The sequence below is a fragment of the Bradyrhizobium sp. P3_C3 genome, assembly GCF_056402655.1.
This window is the reverse complement of the sequence record NZ_JBFUGY010000021.1, coordinates 93,458-108,740: the sequence shown is the minus strand read 5'-3', so window position 1 is coordinate 108,740 and position 15,283 is coordinate 93,458. Positions and strand designations below refer to the sequence as shown.

General features: G+C 62.7%; 14 protein-coding genes and 1 pseudogene. 8 read left to right on the top strand and 7 right to left on the bottom strand.

From position 1 onward, the window contains the following. Positions 1 to 83 precede the first annotated feature (83 nt). A complete protein-coding gene (locus tag AC1DW2_RS23755; protein WP_014493929.1) occupies positions 84 to 500 on the bottom strand; it encodes a CHRD domain-containing protein in 417 nt (138 codons plus the stop codon). A gap of 153 nt (positions 501 to 653) precedes the next feature. Between AC1DW2_RS23755 and AC1DW2_RS23750 the strand changes: the two genes are divergently transcribed. Beyond that, entirely contained in the window at positions 654 to 1,583 is a 930-nt protein-coding gene (locus AC1DW2_RS23750; RefSeq protein WP_063986235.1) for a c-type cytochrome, read from the top strand. A 1-nt stretch (position 1,584) separates the two neighbouring features. On the opposite strand, the gene AC1DW2_RS23745 is transcribed toward AC1DW2_RS23750, so the two are convergent. From AC1DW2_RS23745 to AC1DW2_RS23735, 3 genes are all read right to left on the bottom strand, one after another. Continuing rightward, positions 1,585 to 3,216, bottom strand: a complete 1,632-nt coding sequence (locus AC1DW2_RS23745) for an alpha/beta hydrolase (protein WP_187388005.1) — start codon at positions 3,214 to 3,216, stop codon at positions 1,585 to 1,587. A 157-nt stretch (positions 3,217 to 3,373) separates the two neighbouring features. Continuing rightward, positions 3,374 to 4,408 (bottom strand): KPN_02809 family neutral zinc metallopeptidase, encoded by a 1,035-nt coding sequence (gene ypfJ, locus AC1DW2_RS23740; RefSeq protein WP_477007206.1) that lies wholly within the window; start codon positions 4,406 to 4,408, stop codon positions 3,374 to 3,376. Between the two features lie 378 nt (positions 4,409 to 4,786). Then, positions 4,787 to 5,032: an Lrp/AsnC ligand binding domain-containing protein gene (locus tag AC1DW2_RS23735; RefSeq protein ID WP_014493934.1), complete on the bottom strand. Its 246-nt coding sequence runs from the start codon at positions 5,030 to 5,032 to the stop codon at positions 4,787 to 4,789. Positions 5,033 to 5,160: 128 nt separating this feature from the next. Between AC1DW2_RS23735 and thiD the strand changes: the two genes are divergently transcribed. The 4 genes from thiD to AC1DW2_RS23715 all read left to right on the top strand — a co-directional run bounded on the left by thiD (position 5,161) and on the right by AC1DW2_RS23715 (position 9,091). Beyond that, positions 5,161 to 5,961, top strand: coding sequence for a bifunctional hydroxymethylpyrimidine kinase/phosphomethylpyrimidine kinase (gene thiD, locus AC1DW2_RS23730; protein WP_477007205.1), 801 nt, complete (start codon positions 5,161 to 5,163; stop codon positions 5,959 to 5,961). A 226-nt stretch (positions 5,962 to 6,187) separates the two neighbouring features. Continuing rightward, positions 6,188 to 7,000, top strand: coding sequence for a UDP-2,3-diacylglucosamine diphosphatase (locus AC1DW2_RS23725; protein ID WP_028153339.1), 813 nt, complete (start codon positions 6,188 to 6,190; stop codon positions 6,998 to 7,000). Then, positions 7,000 to 8,043 (top strand): glycosyltransferase family 4 protein, encoded by a 1,044-nt coding sequence (locus AC1DW2_RS23720; protein WP_063982221.1) that lies wholly within the window; start codon positions 7,000 to 7,002, stop codon positions 8,041 to 8,043. The genes AC1DW2_RS23725 and AC1DW2_RS23720 overlap by 1 nt, the downstream gene beginning before the upstream one ends. A 64-nt stretch (positions 8,044 to 8,107) precedes the next feature. Next, a complete protein-coding gene (locus AC1DW2_RS23715; protein ID WP_474422650.1) occupies positions 8,108 to 9,091 on the top strand; it encodes a pyridoxal-phosphate dependent enzyme in 984 nt (327 codons plus the stop codon). A gap of 73 nt (positions 9,092 to 9,164) precedes the next feature. Here the strand turns inward: AC1DW2_RS23715 and AC1DW2_RS23710 are convergent, their stop codons facing one another. Beyond that, entirely contained in the window at positions 9,165 to 10,973 is a 1,809-nt protein-coding gene (locus AC1DW2_RS23710; protein ID WP_474422652.1) for a caspase family protein, read from the bottom strand. A 214-nt stretch (positions 10,974 to 11,187) separates the two neighbouring features. Between AC1DW2_RS23710 and AC1DW2_RS23705 the strand changes: the two genes are divergently transcribed. Beyond that, positions 11,188 to 11,394 carry an RbsD/FucU domain-containing protein gene (locus AC1DW2_RS23705; RefSeq protein ID WP_231142343.1) on the top strand — a complete coding sequence of 69 codons (207 nt, stop codon included), beginning with the start codon at positions 11,188 to 11,190 and terminating at the stop codon, positions 11,392 to 11,394. A 95-nt stretch (positions 11,395 to 11,489) separates the two neighbouring features. Here the strand turns inward: AC1DW2_RS23705 and AC1DW2_RS23700 are convergent, their stop codons facing one another. Further along, positions 11,490 to 13,172, bottom strand: coding sequence for a Na/Pi cotransporter family protein (locus AC1DW2_RS23700; RefSeq protein WP_063982224.1), 1,683 nt, complete (start codon positions 13,170 to 13,172; stop codon positions 11,490 to 11,492). A 121-nt stretch (positions 13,173 to 13,293) separates the two neighbouring features. Beyond that, complete coding sequence (locus AC1DW2_RS23695) at positions 13,294 to 13,677, bottom strand: VOC family protein (protein WP_063986236.1); 384 nt, start codon at positions 13,675 to 13,677, stop codon at positions 13,294 to 13,296. A 147-nt stretch (positions 13,678 to 13,824) separates the two neighbouring features. On the opposite strand from AC1DW2_RS23695, the gene AC1DW2_RS23690 reads away from it, so the two are divergent. Both AC1DW2_RS23690 and budC read left to right on the top strand, forming a co-directional pair. Next, positions 13,825 to 14,184 (top strand): hypothetical protein, encoded by a 360-nt coding sequence (locus AC1DW2_RS23690; protein WP_477007204.1) that lies wholly within the window; start codon positions 13,825 to 13,827, stop codon positions 14,182 to 14,184. A 138-nt stretch (positions 14,185 to 14,322) separates the two neighbouring features. Further along, positions 14,323 to 15,074, top strand: a pseudogene (gene budC / locus AC1DW2_RS23685) (meso-2,3-butanediol dehydrogenase). Positions 15,075 to 15,283 lie beyond the last annotated feature (209 nt).

Here is a 15,283-nt window from a genome sequence, read left to right as displayed (position 1 = left end):
GCGGCCGCCTCGCGGCGTGCGGAATCGAAAAGGCCGGACGCTCCCTCCGGCGCCCGGCCTTCGCGTACGAAGCAGCCTTGAGGTTACTTCGTCACCTGGCCGCGGATCTCGCCGCCCGGATTGGCCGCGGTGTGGATGTTGACGTAGAGCTTGCCGGCGAGCAGGTCAGCGGCCTGCGCATCGGTCAGCGTCGCCGAGCCCTCGACCGGGCTGGAGGTCGCATTCGGGATCGCGACCGCGACGCCGGCGTTCTTGCCGGCCTCGGCCGGCCCGTGGAAGTGGGCGGCTGTTGCCGGGCCGGACAGACCGGAATAGGTGACCTTCCAGGACAGCTTCTTGCTGGCGGCATCATAGTCCAGATCGGCGGTTCCGGTGCCGCTGGTGGTGGTTGCTGGCACCTCGGACTTGCCGTCGAGCGTTGCTTTCAGCTTTTCGGCGCCGGCGGGGGCTGCAAAAGCTGCGGCGCCCAGCGCGACCATGGCGATGACGGTCTTGTTCATGACATTCTCCCTGAGACCTCGTTGGCCTGCCAACCTTCCAACATTGGCCGTTTCAGTTTATTCCCGTATCCGGCCGGGGCGGGCTAAATTCTTCGTGGCTGGAGCCGCGTGGACATCGGTCATAAGTTCGCGGCAAGCAATGAATGGATCTGCATGTTGCAACGAACAATTGTCGTGGCGCTGCTTGCCGCGGTCGCTGCTGTGGGCGTCTATTGGTGGCTCAGCGCGCCGGTGGTGGCGGCCGGTGCCGCCGCAGCGCCTACCCATGTCCCCAATCTCGCCAATGGCGAGGTGATGTTCAACGCCGGCGGATGCACGTCCTGCCATGCCGTCCCCGACCAGCCCGATCGCACCAGGCTCGGCGGCGGCGTCGCGATCAAGTCGCCGTTCGGAACGTTCTACGCGCCGAACATCTCCTCCGATCCGACCTACGGCATCGGCAAATGGACCGACGCCGATTTCGTCAACGCGGTCATGCATGGGGTCTCGCCGGACGGACAGCATTATTTCCCGGCCTTTCCCTACACGTCCTATCAGCACGCCAGGCGCGAGGACGTGCTCGACCTCTTCGCCTATCTGAAAACGTTGCCGCCCGTTGCAGGCAAGGTGCGTGACCACGACGTGCGCTTTCCGTTCGACATCCGGCGTAACATCGGGATCTGGAAATTCTTGTTTATGGACGGAAAGCCCTTCGTCGCCGACGGCACGAAGTCGCCGCAATGGAATCGCGGCGCCTATCTCGTCAACAGTTTCGGCCATTGCGCCGAATGCCACAGCCCGCGCAATGCGCTTGGCGGCATTATCTCCGGAGAACGCTTTGCCGGCGGCCCCAATCCGGAAGGCGAGGGCTGGGTGCCCAACATCACACAGAAGCGTCTCGGCGAGTGGAGCGCGAAGGATATTGCCTATTTCCTCAAGACCGGCGAATTGCCCGACGGCGACAGTGTCGGCAGCGCGATGACGCGCGTGATCAAGAACACCTCGCAATTGCCGGACGAGGATCTCGCGGCGATGGCGGATTACATCAAATCGCTGCCGCCGGTGGACGGGCCGCCGCGGCCGAAACGCAAGGAAGGCAGCTAGTCTAGGGTATGTAGCGGAAGTATGCGGCTTTTTGGGGAGGCTCAGGGAAGCCCCGGATTTCAACTAGCCGTGGTGGAGGCTTGCCTTCCATAAGTAGTATCGCAAGATCGTTAAGCACATTTCGTGTTGTGGCGAACGTGTTATGATTTAGTCCGAACAGTTCATCTCCAATTAGACTGACATCAATCGTCCAAAGTCCAGGCAAAACAACTGGCCCGGCATCAGGTACATCTCCTGCGCGCGGGATACCTCCGGCAATGCGCTTCGATAGCTGCAAGGCCTTGTCGTTCTTGGATGCGTAAAGTGTAAGCCCCTTAGTGACCTTTGCAACGCCGGAGATGTCTTGAACAAACATGTCTCGGTCCACATCGGGGGCGACCATAATCAACTGCGCGATAGCCGTGGGTGATCGTGTCGCGGCGCTATTTGATAGGGCCTCAACTGCGATCAAGTTCCCCATACTGTGAGCTATCACATCGATGTTGTCATATCCGGCTTTGTAAAGATCGTCGATCACGCGAAGAAAGGCCGTGCGCGAAGCCAACGCGCTTTCTTTGTCATAGAGATAGTCCGCGATATCCCCGCGAGACGGCCATGAGAATAAGATTGTGGTGCCTCTGAACTGAAGATCCCAAGTTATCTGCGCTGCCCGGAAGACGGCGTCGCGGAATTTGGTATTGAAGCCATGGACAAACACGAGAGCCTTTCTCTTCTTCGTTGACGCTAGCGTTTTTATCCATTTCGCTTCGTCTGTTTTCTCGATGCTGCGAATAGTAAAATGCTTCGTTGGGTCAAGTGTGTCTCTTCTCAACTTAAATCCGAAGAGCTTAAGGCTCGAGGGCAATTCTATGTTTCCGATGTGGTGTCCTTCAGGCACCCGGACGCGAACGATCCCGACACTCAGATCAGGGTTGCGCTCGCCTGTGTAGCCGCTGACAGCAGTCCAGCCGTTTAAGCTGTAGACAGGAGGTCCATCGCTTGTGAATGCGGGCTGGGGATGGCCTTCGACATCGGGGGGAGTGTCCGACTGTTTGCGGTTCGTTGCATAGAAAAACTCAACGATACGTGTGTCGATTTTGGAGTCTTGCGCTGCGTTTTCTAAGGATTTGTCCGTATCGTTAGCCCCACTCGCTGTACTTTGATTCCCTTTCTGAATTGCGCCGCCTTGGATATCCGGGTCTATTTTAGTGCCGCCGGGTTTAATCGTCGGCTTGATCGGGGCTACTATCACATCAAAAGGCGCGCGCCATGGCTCATCATCTGCCAGCGTGATGGGCCTAAACCTCTCGATAGAAATCCGTTGAATTGAGTTGGGATCAGTGAGGAACTTCCAGTAACTCTCGTACTGTGTGTTCTGAATCAAAAAAGTCACGCTATTTGGTTCGCGCTCGCGCTCCGATGCCGATAGGCAGCCTCGTAGCCGGTCCGAAAAGCGAGCGTATCTCCCAACGAAATTTTTGGCAGCTTCCGGCTGAACAATTTCCGGCATTCGCTCTGGGGCCTTCCGCGAAAACGCTTCGCAAATCTGAAGGACGTCTCGCTCGGCGACGATCGGTTGCGCGTAGCTGCTCCCGAAGCCCGTTGCGAAAGCAATTGACCAAACAGCCAAGTATTTTAACCAATGCTGGGGCACGGCACTCCCCTAAAAAATTAAAATGCAAGAGACCGAGCAGGCGTTCGTCGCAGAGTTTCTCTTCGTCCGGTGGGGGCTCCCGTACCGCCAGCGGTCCCGCTCAGTCGTATGCAGTCGTCGTCGGACATCGGCTGTTGAGAGTTGGGAAGGTCGGGCCTCATTGCCGCGCTCCAGCAAAGGTGTTGCAGCTCTTCACCAATCCAGTTGCGTAACCGACATCGAACCAATGATGGCGCTGCGCAGCGCTGCCATGAGTGAACGAGTCAGGCACTATGTACCCCAAGGCACTTTTCTGCAGCGTGTCATTGCCTAGTGCTTCTGTCGTTCGAATTGCCGCTGCTATGTCGCTCGCGTTGATCTTCGCTTTCTCTTTAACTTTACGCGCCCAAATGCCGGCGAGACAATCGGCCTGCAACTCGAGAAGAACTTGTAACCGGTTTCTCTCCGCCTCCGTTTCCACGCCCCCTTGAAGCTCGCGCACTTTTGGCATAATTCCCAGCAAGTTCTGAACGTGGTGTCCGATTTCGTGGGCTATCACATAGGCCTGAGGAAGTTGACAGTCAGCGCCGCTCGAATCGCAGGCGTGAAGTTCAGTCTGCATCTCTTGGAAGAACGAAAGGTCGAGGTAGACTTTCTGATCATCAGGACAATAAAATGGTCCCATGATTTTTTCGGCTAATCCGCAGGCTGCGTAGGTGGCGCTTGTGTACAGGACGAGACGGGGTGGCCGATAAGTTAGGCGATCGGATGCGAAGATTGCCTGCCAGACCTCCTCCGTGCTGCCCAGAACTCGCGAAACGAAGAGATACATCTTGTCGCGCGGTGCACCGGTCTGGTCGCCCGACTTCGCTGGAAGCTCAGCATAATGCCACTCGGCTTGCGCGTCATCGCTACTCGTTGTTGCCGTGAATCCTTCACCGAATAGGCGAGCCCGCATGAAGCTGCCAACCTCGATCTGTTCAGTTTGAGCCACGCCATGACGTTGGAGCGGCTGGACGGTTATTGGCTCGTGATAGCCGACCGTCATTTCCGTCGGAGGAGTAAATACAACTGAACCCGGACCAATCTTGTCGACTTGGTTACGGAGGATGGCAGCGGGGTCTATCGGTGCTGGGCGAACTGCCCAGGCTAAGCCGCCTGTGCAAAGCACCCAGGCAGCCACTGCTATCGAAACAAGCGGTCCTTTGGGCATTGCCGGCCCCCGGCGCTCACGATCCGTGCGAAAAGAGCATTCCAGGGTTGTATGTTCAATGAAATATTTCACACTTTGCGCGCGGCATAGGTGCAAGCGATCGGGCCGCCGAATTGTTCCTCCGCGGACCTAAGCGCGTGGGCTACGATGCAAAGGCCCCAACCACTTGGAGACTATCCGTTTTTTGACCGGACATTGGCGCGATGTCGACGCGGCCGTCATCGATGAAGCGCGTTGGGCCTTGCCAGTGCGAGAGGGTGTCGAGCGCTGGATGATGTGCGCGATGGTTAAAATCCGAAGAACTCACTTTGAGTACAATTGGTCCGCTGCGCTGTCTCGGAAGCGGACTTCCCATCCGGCCCTCTGTGAGTGCACACCCTAGCTCGCGCCAAACGCCTTGAAGGTGATGATAGTCAGGGTGTCCTGGATGCCCGGCAGCACCTGCACCTTCTCGTTGATGAAGTGGCCGATGTCGGTGTCCTTATCGACGTAGAACTTTACCAGCAAATCGTAATGGCCGGCCGTGGAGTAGATCTCGGAGGCGATCTCGGCTTCGGCAAGCGCGTTGGCGACCGTGTAAGACTGGCCGAGCTTGCATTTGATCTGGACGAAAAAAGGAACCATTGCAGTCACTCCGAAGCTTATCTGGCGGCTAATAGGCCAAAATCGGCCGGATTTAGCAAGCGAACTTGCGGGCCACCGGGGTGCGCGCTAGGACGGGCGATGGTCTCAAAAACGCGGAAAATCGCCCCATGACGACGCCCGTGGCGCTCACCATCGCCGGCTCCGATTCGAGCGGCGGCGCCGGCATCCAGGCCGACCTGAAGACCTTTGCCGCGCTCGGCGTCTATGGCGCCTCCGCGATCACGGCGCTGACGGCGCAGAACACGCGCGGCGTCACCGGCATCCACGCGGTGCCCGCCGAATTCGTCACCGCGCAGATCGATGCCGTGTTTTCCGATCTCGAGGTCAGCGCGGTGAAGATCGGCATGGTGGCGCAGGCCGCCAGCATCGATGCGATCGCGGGCGCGCTGTCGCGCTGGAAGCCCGAGCATATCGTGCTCGATCCCGTGATGGTCGCAACCTCGGGCGATCGCCTGCTCGCCGCGGAGGCGGTGGAAGCCCTGCGCAAAAAACTGATGCCGCTGGCGTCGGTGATCACGCCTAATCTGCCGGAGGCCGCGGCTCTGCTCGACGAGCCCGTCGCGACACGCGAGGCCGAGATCGAGAGCCAGGGGCGCCGGCTGCTGGCGCTGGGCTGCCGTGCGGTCCTGATCAAGGGCGGGCACGGCGAGGGCGCCGAAAGCATCGACTATCTCGTCGAGGCCGAGAACACGATCGCGCTTGTGGCGCCGCGCATCGCCACCCGCAACACCCACGGCACGGGGTGCTCGCTGTCCTCGGCCGTCGCGGCGGGGCTTGCCAGGGGCGAGGATCTCGCGCGGGCCGTGCGGAACGCCAAGGCCTGGATCAGCGCAGCGATCGCGGCCGCCGACCGCTTCAGCGTCGGCCACGGCCACGGGCCGATCCATCATTTCCACAAATTTTACTGATCCGGGCCGCGAGCGCACCGCCAGCGGCGCGCGGGACCGCCGCCGTTAACCTGTTCAGCCATCGGTTCCGGGGTCTTGCGGAGGCCGTTGCGGCGTCATGTCGCCTGATTGTCGCATGCGACTGATATTCGCGGGACGGGCGAGGCGAGGTTTGATTCGTATCCGAGGGTGCCTCAAAGGTTCATTGGTCATCCCCCTGTCACGGGATATTGTTACAGGCTGTCGCATGGGAAGTTACGATGTGAGTGACGAGAGCCCTGAAAGGCGCTTTCGCACGTTGTTCATCTCCGACGTTCATCTCGGAGCCCGCGGTTCTCAAGCCGACCTTCTGCTCGACTTCCTGCGCTACCACGATGCCGATACGATCTATCTCGTCGGCGATATCGTCGACGGCTGGGCGCTGAAATCGAGCTGGCACTGGCCGCAGTCGCATAACGACCTGGTCCAGAAGCTGCTGCGCAAGGCGCGCAAGGGCGCCAAGGTCATCTACATTCCCGGCAATCACGACGAATTCCTGCGCAACTATTACGGTACGCATTTCGGCGGCATCGACGTCGTCGAGAACACCGTCCACACCGGCGTGGACGGCAAGCGCTACCTCGTCATCCACGGCGACATCTTCGATCTCGTGGTGCAGAACGCGCGCTGGCTCGCCCATCTCGGCGACAAGGCCTACGACTTCGCGATCCAGATGAATCGCTTCGTCAACTTCTTCCGGCGCATGTTCAAGGTGCCCTATTGGTCGCTGTCGCAATGGGCCAAGCAGAAGGTCAAGAACGCCGTCAACTATATCGGCGCGTTCGAGCAGGCGCTCGCCGCCGAAGCGCGGCGTCACGACGCCGACGGCGTGATCTGCGGCCACATCCACTATGCCGTGATCCGCGACGAGGGCGGCATCCGCTACATGAATTGCGGCGACTGGGTCGAGAGCTGCACGGCGCTGGTCGAGCATGACGACGGTCATTTCGAGATCATCACCTGGGCAGATCAGGCGCGGAAGCCGGCACAAGTCCCGCAGGTCGCAGCAAGGGCCGCTTGATGCGCATCCTGGTCGCGACCGACGCCTGGCACCCGCAAGTCAATGGTGTGGTTCGGACGCTGACCAAGCTCGCAGACGCCGCCAAGGGGCTCGGCGTCGAGTTCACGTTCCTGACGCCGCAATCGTTCCGCACCTTTGCGATGCCGAGCTACCGCGACGTGCGGCTCGCCATGCCGCGCCCGGCGCGAATCGCGAAGCTGATCGAAGAGGCGCGCCCCGACAGCATCCACATCGCGACGGAGGGGCCGATCGGCCTGATGGTCCGCCGCTACTGCCGCCAGCGCAAGCTGCCGTTCACGAGCAGCTTCCACACCCGCTTTCCCGAATATGTCCGCGCCCGCGTGCCGGTTCCGGAATCCCTGATCTGGCGGGCGCTGCGCCGATTTCACGCGCCCAGCCGCGCCGTGATGGCGGCGACGCCTGCGCTCGCCCGCGAGCTTGGTGAACGTGGCTTCGACAACGTCGTGCTGTGGCCGCGCGGCGTCGACACCAGCCTGTTCCACCCCCGTGGGATCGACCTCTGCCTGCCGGCGCCAGTGTTTCTCTCGGTCGGCCGGATCGCGGTGGAGAAGAATCTCGAGGCGTTTCTCGATCTCGATCTGCCCGGCACCAAGGTGATCGTCGGCGACGGCCCGGCGCGGGTCGCGCTGGAAGAAGCCTATCCGGATGCGATCTTCCTGGGCGAGAAGCACGGCGAGGCGCTGGCGGCAATCTATGCTGCGGCCGACGTGTTCGTGTTCCCCAGCAAGACCGACACGTTCGGCCTGGTCCTGCTGGAAGCGCTCGCCAGCGGCCTGCCGGTCGCGGCCTTCCCGGTGAAGGGCCCTCGCGACGTGATCGGCGATGCACCGGTCGGCGCCCTCGATCACGATCTGCGCAACGCCTGCTTCGCGGCGCTCGACGTGTCCCGGCAGGACTGCGTCGAATTCGCCGCCAATTACACCTGGGAGGCCTCGGCGAGGGCGTTTGTGGACAGCATCAAGGCAGTTGGCGCGGTGCTTCCTGGCAGGAATGGGGCGGAGCCGGTTAGTTTCGTAGCCTGAAAACCAAGGTTCATCGCGCGCAGGTGTCTTGCCCCGCGCCTCGTCCGGCGCGATAACATCAGGCATGACCGAACATCTCCTCCCGATCGGCCCTGCCGATATCGAAGCAGCAGCACGCGTGATCGCGCCCTTCGCCATCCGCACCCCGCTGTTGTCCTTTCCCGTGCTCAACGAGCGCGTCGGCGCAAAGGTCTTCGTGAAGCCGGAGATGCTCCAGCGCACCGGCTCCTTCAAGTTCCGCGGCGCCTTCAACAAGGTCGCCTCGATCCCGCAGGACAAGCGCGCCGGCGGCGTCGTCGCGTTCTCGTCCGGCAACCACGCCCAGGGCGTCGCGGCGGCTGCAAAGATCCTCGACATGCATGCGACCATCGTGATGCCCGCGGATGCGCCGCTGTCGAAGCGCGAGCGCACCAAATCCTATGGCGCCGAGGTCGTGCTGTATGATCGCGACCGCGACGACCGCGAGGCGATCTCGCGCGGCATCGCCGAGAAGCGCGGCGCGACATTGGTCAGGCCCTATGACGATCCGTTCGTGATCGCGGGGCAGGGCACCGCAGGTCGTGAGATCGCCGAGGACATGGCTGCGCTCGCCCTCAGTCCCGACATCGTGGTGGCACCGGCCTCCGGCGGCGGCCTGATCGCGGGCGTCGCCACGGCCGTCAAGGCGCGCTATCCGCTCGCCGAGATCGTGGTGGCCGAGCCCGAGGCGTTCGATGATCACGGCATTTCGCTGACCGCCGGCCACCGCGAGCCGCATGGGCCTGCGGGCCGCACCATCTGCGATGCGCTGATGGCCCTGATCCCCGGCGAGATGACCTTTGCGATCAACAGCAAGCTCTTGGCGCGCGGCGTGACTGCATCTGACAAGGAAGTCGGCGCGGCGGTGGCGTTTGCCTATCGCGAGCTGAAGCTCGTGGTCGAGCCGGGAGGTGCGGTGGGCCTTGCCGCATTGCTGGCGGGACGTCTCGACGTCGCCGGGAAGAACGTCGTCATCGTGCTCTCCGGCGGCAATGTCGATGCGGATCTGTTTGCCGAGCTGGTGGCCTGATCTTCTGAGATTTTGACACGACGAAGGGGCAGAGCGTCGCCGCTCTGCCCCTTTGTCGTTTCGCTTGTGGCGATCAGCGCATGAAGCCGCGGTGGTTGTTGCCGCCGCCAATGGAGGGCGCCTGGTTCATCGACTGCCGGAAGTTGTTGCCGCCGTTGTTGACCACACGGTTGGTCGCATTGAATTGCGGGCGGTTGTTCTGCTGGTTGTTCTGGACCTGCACCTTGTTCACCGGGTTGTTGTTGAGCTTCACGCCGTTGTTGACGCGGATCGGGTTGTTCTGCGCCTGAACGACCGGCTTCGTATCGACGGTCGTGCCACCCTTGCCGACATTCACCGGCATGCTGACGATCTTGCCAGGCGTGCCTTTGGTCGTGCCGTTATTGTTGCCGCCGCCGTTCTGCGTATTGTTGGTCGCGGGCAGCGTCACGATCTTGCCGGTGCCGCCATTGGTGTTGGTCGTGTTGGTCGGTGCAGGCAGGGTGACGATCTTGCCCGGGGTCTGCGATGGCGTGCCGTTCGGCTGGTTGTTGCCCGCCGGCAGGTTGACGACCTGGCCGCCATTGCCGAGCTTGCCGAGGACGTTGCTGTCCACCGGCTTCTGCACGACCGGCAGATTGCCGTTCACTTGCGCACCGCCATTGCCCTGCTGCATCAGCGGCATGTATTTGGGCTGGCCGAGATTGCCGACCTTGAAGGTCGGGGCAATGTTCTGCGGCGCCAGGAACTTGGTCGCCTGCATCAGGGGGATCAGCTTTGGCTGCACCTGGAGCTTCAGCGCGGATTGCGCATAGGGGCTGTTGCCGTAGCTGTCATAGAAGCTCTTGTAGCCGAGCGGGGAGTTCGCGAGCACCGCCTTGTGCCAGGCCTGCGTGATCAGCAGGTTCGAGAGCAGCCAGCGGATGTGGTCGCACAGCGGGTCGTGCGGGTACATCTCGATGAACTCCTGATAGTACTCCGGCCGTCCCTCGGACACGACGTAGTCATAGGCCTGGCGCGTCGAACGGCTCGGCAGGTTGGCGGCCACCTGCACGACAGGCGCATTCACCGGCGCGCGGTTGGCGGCGACAGCGGTGTCGCCGAAGAAGGTGAAGTCCGAGGTCAGCGACGAGCTTTCCCACGGGATCTGCGCGCCGCTGGTGGTCTGGTTCACTTCGAGGCGCACGCGCTTGAACAGCTGCTCGATCGGCACGTTGGGTTCGCGCGCGACGTTGAGGAAGGCCTGGGTATAGGGGCTGTGGCCGTTGGTGCCGTCCTGTGCTTCCGCACCCGGCGCGGTCGAGTAGCCGACGATCGAGCCGTTCGGCGCATCGACGATGGCCAAGCCGCGGCCGGCGTCGTTGACATCAGGGAACGGATTGTTGCGGCAGGCATCGAGGATGACGATGCGCATGCGGCTCGGGATCGTCTCCAGCGTCGACATCACGTCGACGAGGCGCACCGAGTTGCTCACGAGCTCGGTGGGGTTCGAAACCTTGGCATCGACGGGAACGAGATAGTTCTCGCCGGCGAGCTGCACGCCGTGACCGGCGTAGTAGACCATGGCGACAGTGTTCGGACCCCGCGCGGAAACCTTGGCGGAAAAGTCCTGGACGACGCGGAGCATGTCGTTCTGGGTCAGGTCGGTCGCGGCGACCACCTCGAAGCCGGCGGAGTTCAGGAACTGCGCCATCGACTGCGCGTCATTGTCGGGGTTTTGGAGCTGCGGCGCGTTCTTGTAGTTGGAATTGCCGATCACCAGCGCGAGCCGCTGCTCCGGCCCTTGCAGCGCGGCGGGGGCAGGCTGGACCGGGGCGACTTGCGCGGAAGCAGGGCCGCAGGCGAAGCCGAACAGGCTTCCCACGAGGCCAGCCGTCATCAGGAAAGGCTTTAGGCGGGACATGGCGTGCTCCTCTGGCACTCATCTCGATGCGAGATTGGTTGCGAGGAAGCCTGGTCGCGTTCGAGCCCGTGGTCCGTGATCGCAATCACCATGATGAGCTGCGTGATCTGAATCACGCTTGGAACCTGCTATGGTGAACGGCCGATGACCGGCCGCGCCGGTTCGGCCCGCGAAAGACCCGCTCTACGATTTCGATCCCGATCCGGTGCGCGTGATGGCGCCGGTCGACGATCCCGATTGCGTCCCCGACGTGCAGCGCGCGGTGCTGGCGGAGATCGAACGCGCGGCCGGCGGCGCCGTCAGCCCCGGCAAGCTCTCGCGCTCGGAATTCTATCGCGCGGCGTCGGCGGGGTTCGGTGTCGTGCAGGTCGGCGACAGCAGGGGCTATGGCTGCTTCCTGATCCGCAAGGGCGTGATCTAGAGCCCCTTCCGATGGGATCGGAACGGGGCTCCAGATTCTTGTTTGACGCGTTTTCTTGACGCGAACCGGTATCCACTTCTTCGCTTGAAAACGCGCTAGCCGCGACCGATGAGATGGATCGCCGAACGCCAGGCGTGCTGCGACAACGCCTCGAGGTTGCGAACCGCCTCGACGCGAAGGAGGGCAGAGTCTGCGGTCAGTGTTCCATTGGCCACCGCACCAAGCGTCGCGCTGCGGTGGATGCGCAGCATTTCACGGAGTTGTGTCGTACAACGCTCGAACTCGGCGATGGCCTCGTCGGGCGGGTCGGCGCGGGGACCAGCCAAGATGTCGCCGGCATGCGAGGCGGGCGCGAAGTGCGTCGATCCGCGGGGCGGCGCCGCGACGCCGCGCGCAATCGCGGCGGCGCTCCGCATGACCTCGGCACATAGCTCTCCGGCGCGGATGTCCTCCGGCCCGCCTGCCACCGAGCCGAAATTGTTTCCTCCACTTGCGAGGTCCGTCAGTCGAGATGCGTGGTCGAGTGCGTGCAGCGTGCTCGTGAGACGCCGTTGCTCGTCGTCGGTGTCGGGTGGCCCGGCCACATCCGACAGGAATATTTGCGCCTGGCTCACGGCATCGGCCGCTTCCTGCACGGAGACGGTGTCCTTTCCCAGCCGTATCGGTGCAGCGCGGGCCGCCAGTTTCGCCTCGACCGAACCGCACACCGTCAGGAGCACGCGCGCGATCGTGCGCCGTACCGCCTCGACGGCCACGATCGGGGTCTCAAGCGCCGAAGGATCGAGACATCGCGTCAGCGGCGAGCCGCGCTCGGGCAGGATCCGTTCGACCAGCCGCGTAAACGGGTTGATCAGCGGGAGCAGGACCGCGACGCCGACGACGTTGAAGGCTGTGTGGTACCCGGCCAGCAGCGTGACGCCGTCGATCGTGTCCGAGGCGCGCAGCAGCAAGGGCGTTACGACGGGAAAAGCTACCAGCGCGATGAGCGCGGCGATCAGCTTGAAAAGAACGTAGGCGATGGCCAACCGCTTCGCGGTGGCGCTCGCGCCGATCGCGGCGAGCGCGGAACTCGTCGCCGTTCCGATGTTCTGGCCGATGATCAACGCGCAGGCCTGGTCCAACCCGATTGCGCCTGCGAAATAGCCGGACAAGGTCACTGCGATGGCGGCCGTCGACGATTGCATCAGCGCGGTCATGACCAATCCGATCACCACCAGCGCCAGCACGCCGAGCAGGCCCGACCACCATGACGTCCCGGGACTGCCGAGGACCGCGGGCAGGTCCGCCGGGTGCAAACGTTCCGCCAGCCCGCCCATGCCCTGCTGCAGGGTCGTCAGCCCGAACAGCACGAGTCCAAATCCCGCGAGCGCGGCACCGGCGCCGGAAACTCGCCCTCGGCCGAGAAGCTTGGTCAACGCGCCGACGAAGATCATCGGCAACGCCGCGGCCGTTAGCGAGACACGGACGCCGATCAGCGCGACCAGCCAGCCGGTCCCCGTGGTGCCGATATTCGCGCCGAAGACCAGGCTCAACCCTTGCTGGAACGTCAGCAGGCCGGCGCTGACAAGACCGATCGTCGTCATCGTCGTCGCGCTGGAGGACTGCACCAGCAGCGTGACGATGGCTCCCCAAAATGAGCCAAGCAGCGGCGTCGATGCCGCCTTGCCGAGCACCCCGCGCAGCGCGGAGCCGGCCAGCGTCTTCAGGCCCTCCGTCATCACGGTCATGCCGAGCAGGAAGAGACCTACCCCGCCGAGCGTCGAGATCGCCGTGGACATGCATGCTCCTCGCGACAATGCACCACGAATAGCGAAGCAGACAGTACAGCAACAAAGCCCCGATGGGTCGGATCAATCGTTACGCGATCGTCTGCCATCACCCCACTCGGGAGGGGCATCGTCAGCCGCGGGAGGTCATCAGATCGGAAGGCCAGCCGATCCGGACGAGAAGGCCGTCAGGTCCGTTGATGCCGACCTCATACATCCCCCATTCGCGGTGGCGCAACACGCCGCCCGGCCGGATGATCAGATCGTCCACGCGTGCGGCAATGGCCTCGACGTCGGGCGTGCGAATGAAGACGCCGAAGGGATTGTGTTCGGGCACACGCCACGGGCCATCGCCGGCTTGCGTGAGATGCACCTCGCAGCCCCAACCCCTCATGATCACGTAGCCGGCGTCACCGCCCGCGCGCGTGAAGCCAAGACGCTCCCAGAACGGTATAGCAGCGGCAAGATCGTTGCTCGGAATTATGGCGAAGGCGCCGACGGGCGGGGTTTGAGGCATTCGCTCGCTCCGGAATAAGCGGTTGTCCGCGCAGCTCTCATGCTGCTTTTTCAAGCTTATCGGGAGAGCACGGTGAATCGAAGCGGCGAAAAGTCTCGCACTCGAATTTGAGTGGCCTGTCAGTTCCCGACTGTCTATGGTCGGTTCATGTCTCGCCTTATGTGTCTATCCGTTGCTGTCATCCTGTCTCTGCTGCCGGCCGTCGCGCCCGCTGAGCCCGTTCAAAAGCGTACTAAGCAGGCTTGGCATGGCTACGGCTTCCTGCCGGGCTATCGCCAGCCGCTGAGCAACAGCATTCCGCTCTACAAGCAGAAGGAGGCGATGCGCCGCATGTCGCGGAGCGATCGCCGCCATTGGTATATCGACCCGGTTCCCCAATATTACGGCTGGGACGGCGAATGGCGCTATTTCGGCCGGCCCGGCTTCGGCGGCGGCCGCTACAATGGCGGCAGCTTCGGGCCGTGCTGGACGCGGACCCCGATCGGCGCGGTCTGGAACTGCGGGTGAGCGGCCTCACATCGATTCGCGGAACGCTTCGCGCGACAGATTTCAATCGTAACCGAATCCGGTTCGGCTGAAACCAAGCCGTCTTTCCGGTGTCCTAGCTCTTGTCCGGACCTTGCGGGTTCGGATGGAGTTATTGGCATGAATGATCGGTTCAAGGACAAAGTCGTCATCGTTACGGGCAGCGGCAGCGGCAGCGGCGCCGCAGCCGCAAGGCGCTTTCACGGCGAAGGCGCCATTGTCGTGCTCAACGGACGGCGCGAGTTCAAATTGGCCGAAGTCGGTGCAGAGCTAGGCACCGATCGCTGCATGATCCGATCCGGCGACGTCTCGATCGCCGAAGACGTCGAGAGTCTGGTCGCCAACGTGGTGCAGCGCTTCGGCAGGATCGACATCCTCGTCAACTGGTCGGTTTCCTGGGCTCGCCGATCCAGCTGTGGCGAGACGTCTTCGCGGTCAATGTCGACGGTGTCCTCTACCTGACGCGTGCGGCGCTTCCGCACCTGATCGAAAGCGGCGGCTCGATCGTCAACGTGTCGTCTCTCAGCGGGCTTGGCGGTGACCGGGGCGTGAGCTTCTACAACGCCACGAAGGGTGCCGTCGGCAATCTCACACGCAGCCTGGCGCTCGAATTTGGCCCGAGAGGCGTGCGCATCAATGCGGTGTGCCCATCATTGACCCTCACCGACCTGACGAGGCCGATCATGGAGCAATATCCGGAATTGTTCGTGAAGCTGGTGGAACGTATCCCCCTGGGACGCGGAGCCCGGTCCGAGGAAGTCGCGAGCGTCATCGCATTTCTCGCAAGCGACGACGCCAGCTTCGTGAATGGGGTGAACCTTCCAGTCGACGGCGGCGTCGACGCATCGACCGGGCAGGCCCCCTTCGCGTAGCGCGGCTAGGTTTGCGAGAGCACCCGTGCAACAGCCTGGGTCCCGGCTCTGTGCCGCAATGCCTACGCGTTGCAGCTTGTCCGGGACACGAGAGAGGGCGCGGTGATCCACCTTGCTCCGTCATTGCGAGCGCAGCGAAGCAATCCAGAATCTCTCCGCGGAAAGACTTTGGATTGCTTCACTGCGCTCGCAATGACGATTTGGAGAGC

Bases quoted from the DNA above. Each gene is read 5' to 3' on its own strand.
- AC1DW2_RS23695 (WP_063986236.1), bottom strand. From the start codon at position 13,677: ATGCCTCAAACCCCGCCCGTCGGCGCCTTCGCCATAATTCCGAGCAAC.
- AC1DW2_RS23755 (WP_014493929.1), bottom strand. From the start codon at position 500: ATGAACAAGACCGTCATCGCCATGGTCGCGCTGGGCGCCGCAGCTTTT.
- AC1DW2_RS23705 (WP_231142343.1), top strand. From the start codon at position 11,188: ATGGCGCCGGTCGACGATCCCGATTGCGTCCCCGACGTGCAGCGCGCG.
- AC1DW2_RS23700 (WP_063982224.1), bottom strand. From the start codon at position 13,172: ATGTCCACGGCGATCTCGACGCTCGGCGGGGTAGGTCTCTTCCTGCTC.
- AC1DW2_RS23715 (WP_474422650.1), top strand. From the start codon at position 8,108: ATGACCGAACATCTCCTCCCGATCGGCCCTGCCGATATCGAAGCAGCA.
- thiD (WP_477007205.1), top strand. From the start codon at position 5,161: ATGACGACGCCCGTGGCGCTCACCATCGCCGGCTCCGATTCGAGCGGC.
- ypfJ (WP_477007206.1), bottom strand. From the start codon at position 4,408: ATGCCCAAAGGACCGCTTGTTTCGATAGCAGTGGCTGCCTGGGTGCTT.
- AC1DW2_RS23750 (WP_063986235.1), top strand. From the start codon at position 654: ATGTTGCAACGAACAATTGTCGTGGCGCTGCTTGCCGCGGTCGCTGCT.
- AC1DW2_RS23690 (WP_477007204.1), top strand. From the start codon at position 13,825: ATGTCTCGCCTTATGTGTCTATCCGTTGCTGTCATCCTGTCTCTGCTG.
- AC1DW2_RS23735 (WP_014493934.1), bottom strand. From the start codon at position 5,032: ATGGTTCCTTTTTTCGTCCAGATCAAATGCAAGCTCGGCCAGTCTTAC.
- AC1DW2_RS23725 (WP_028153339.1), top strand. From the start codon at position 6,188: ATGGGAAGTTACGATGTGAGTGACGAGAGCCCTGAAAGGCGCTTTCGC.
- AC1DW2_RS23720 (WP_063982221.1), top strand. From the start codon at position 7,000: ATGCGCATCCTGGTCGCGACCGACGCCTGGCACCCGCAAGTCAATGGT.
- AC1DW2_RS23710 (WP_474422652.1), bottom strand. From the start codon at position 10,973: ATGTCCCGCCTAAAGCCTTTCCTGATGACGGCTGGCCTCGTGGGAAGC.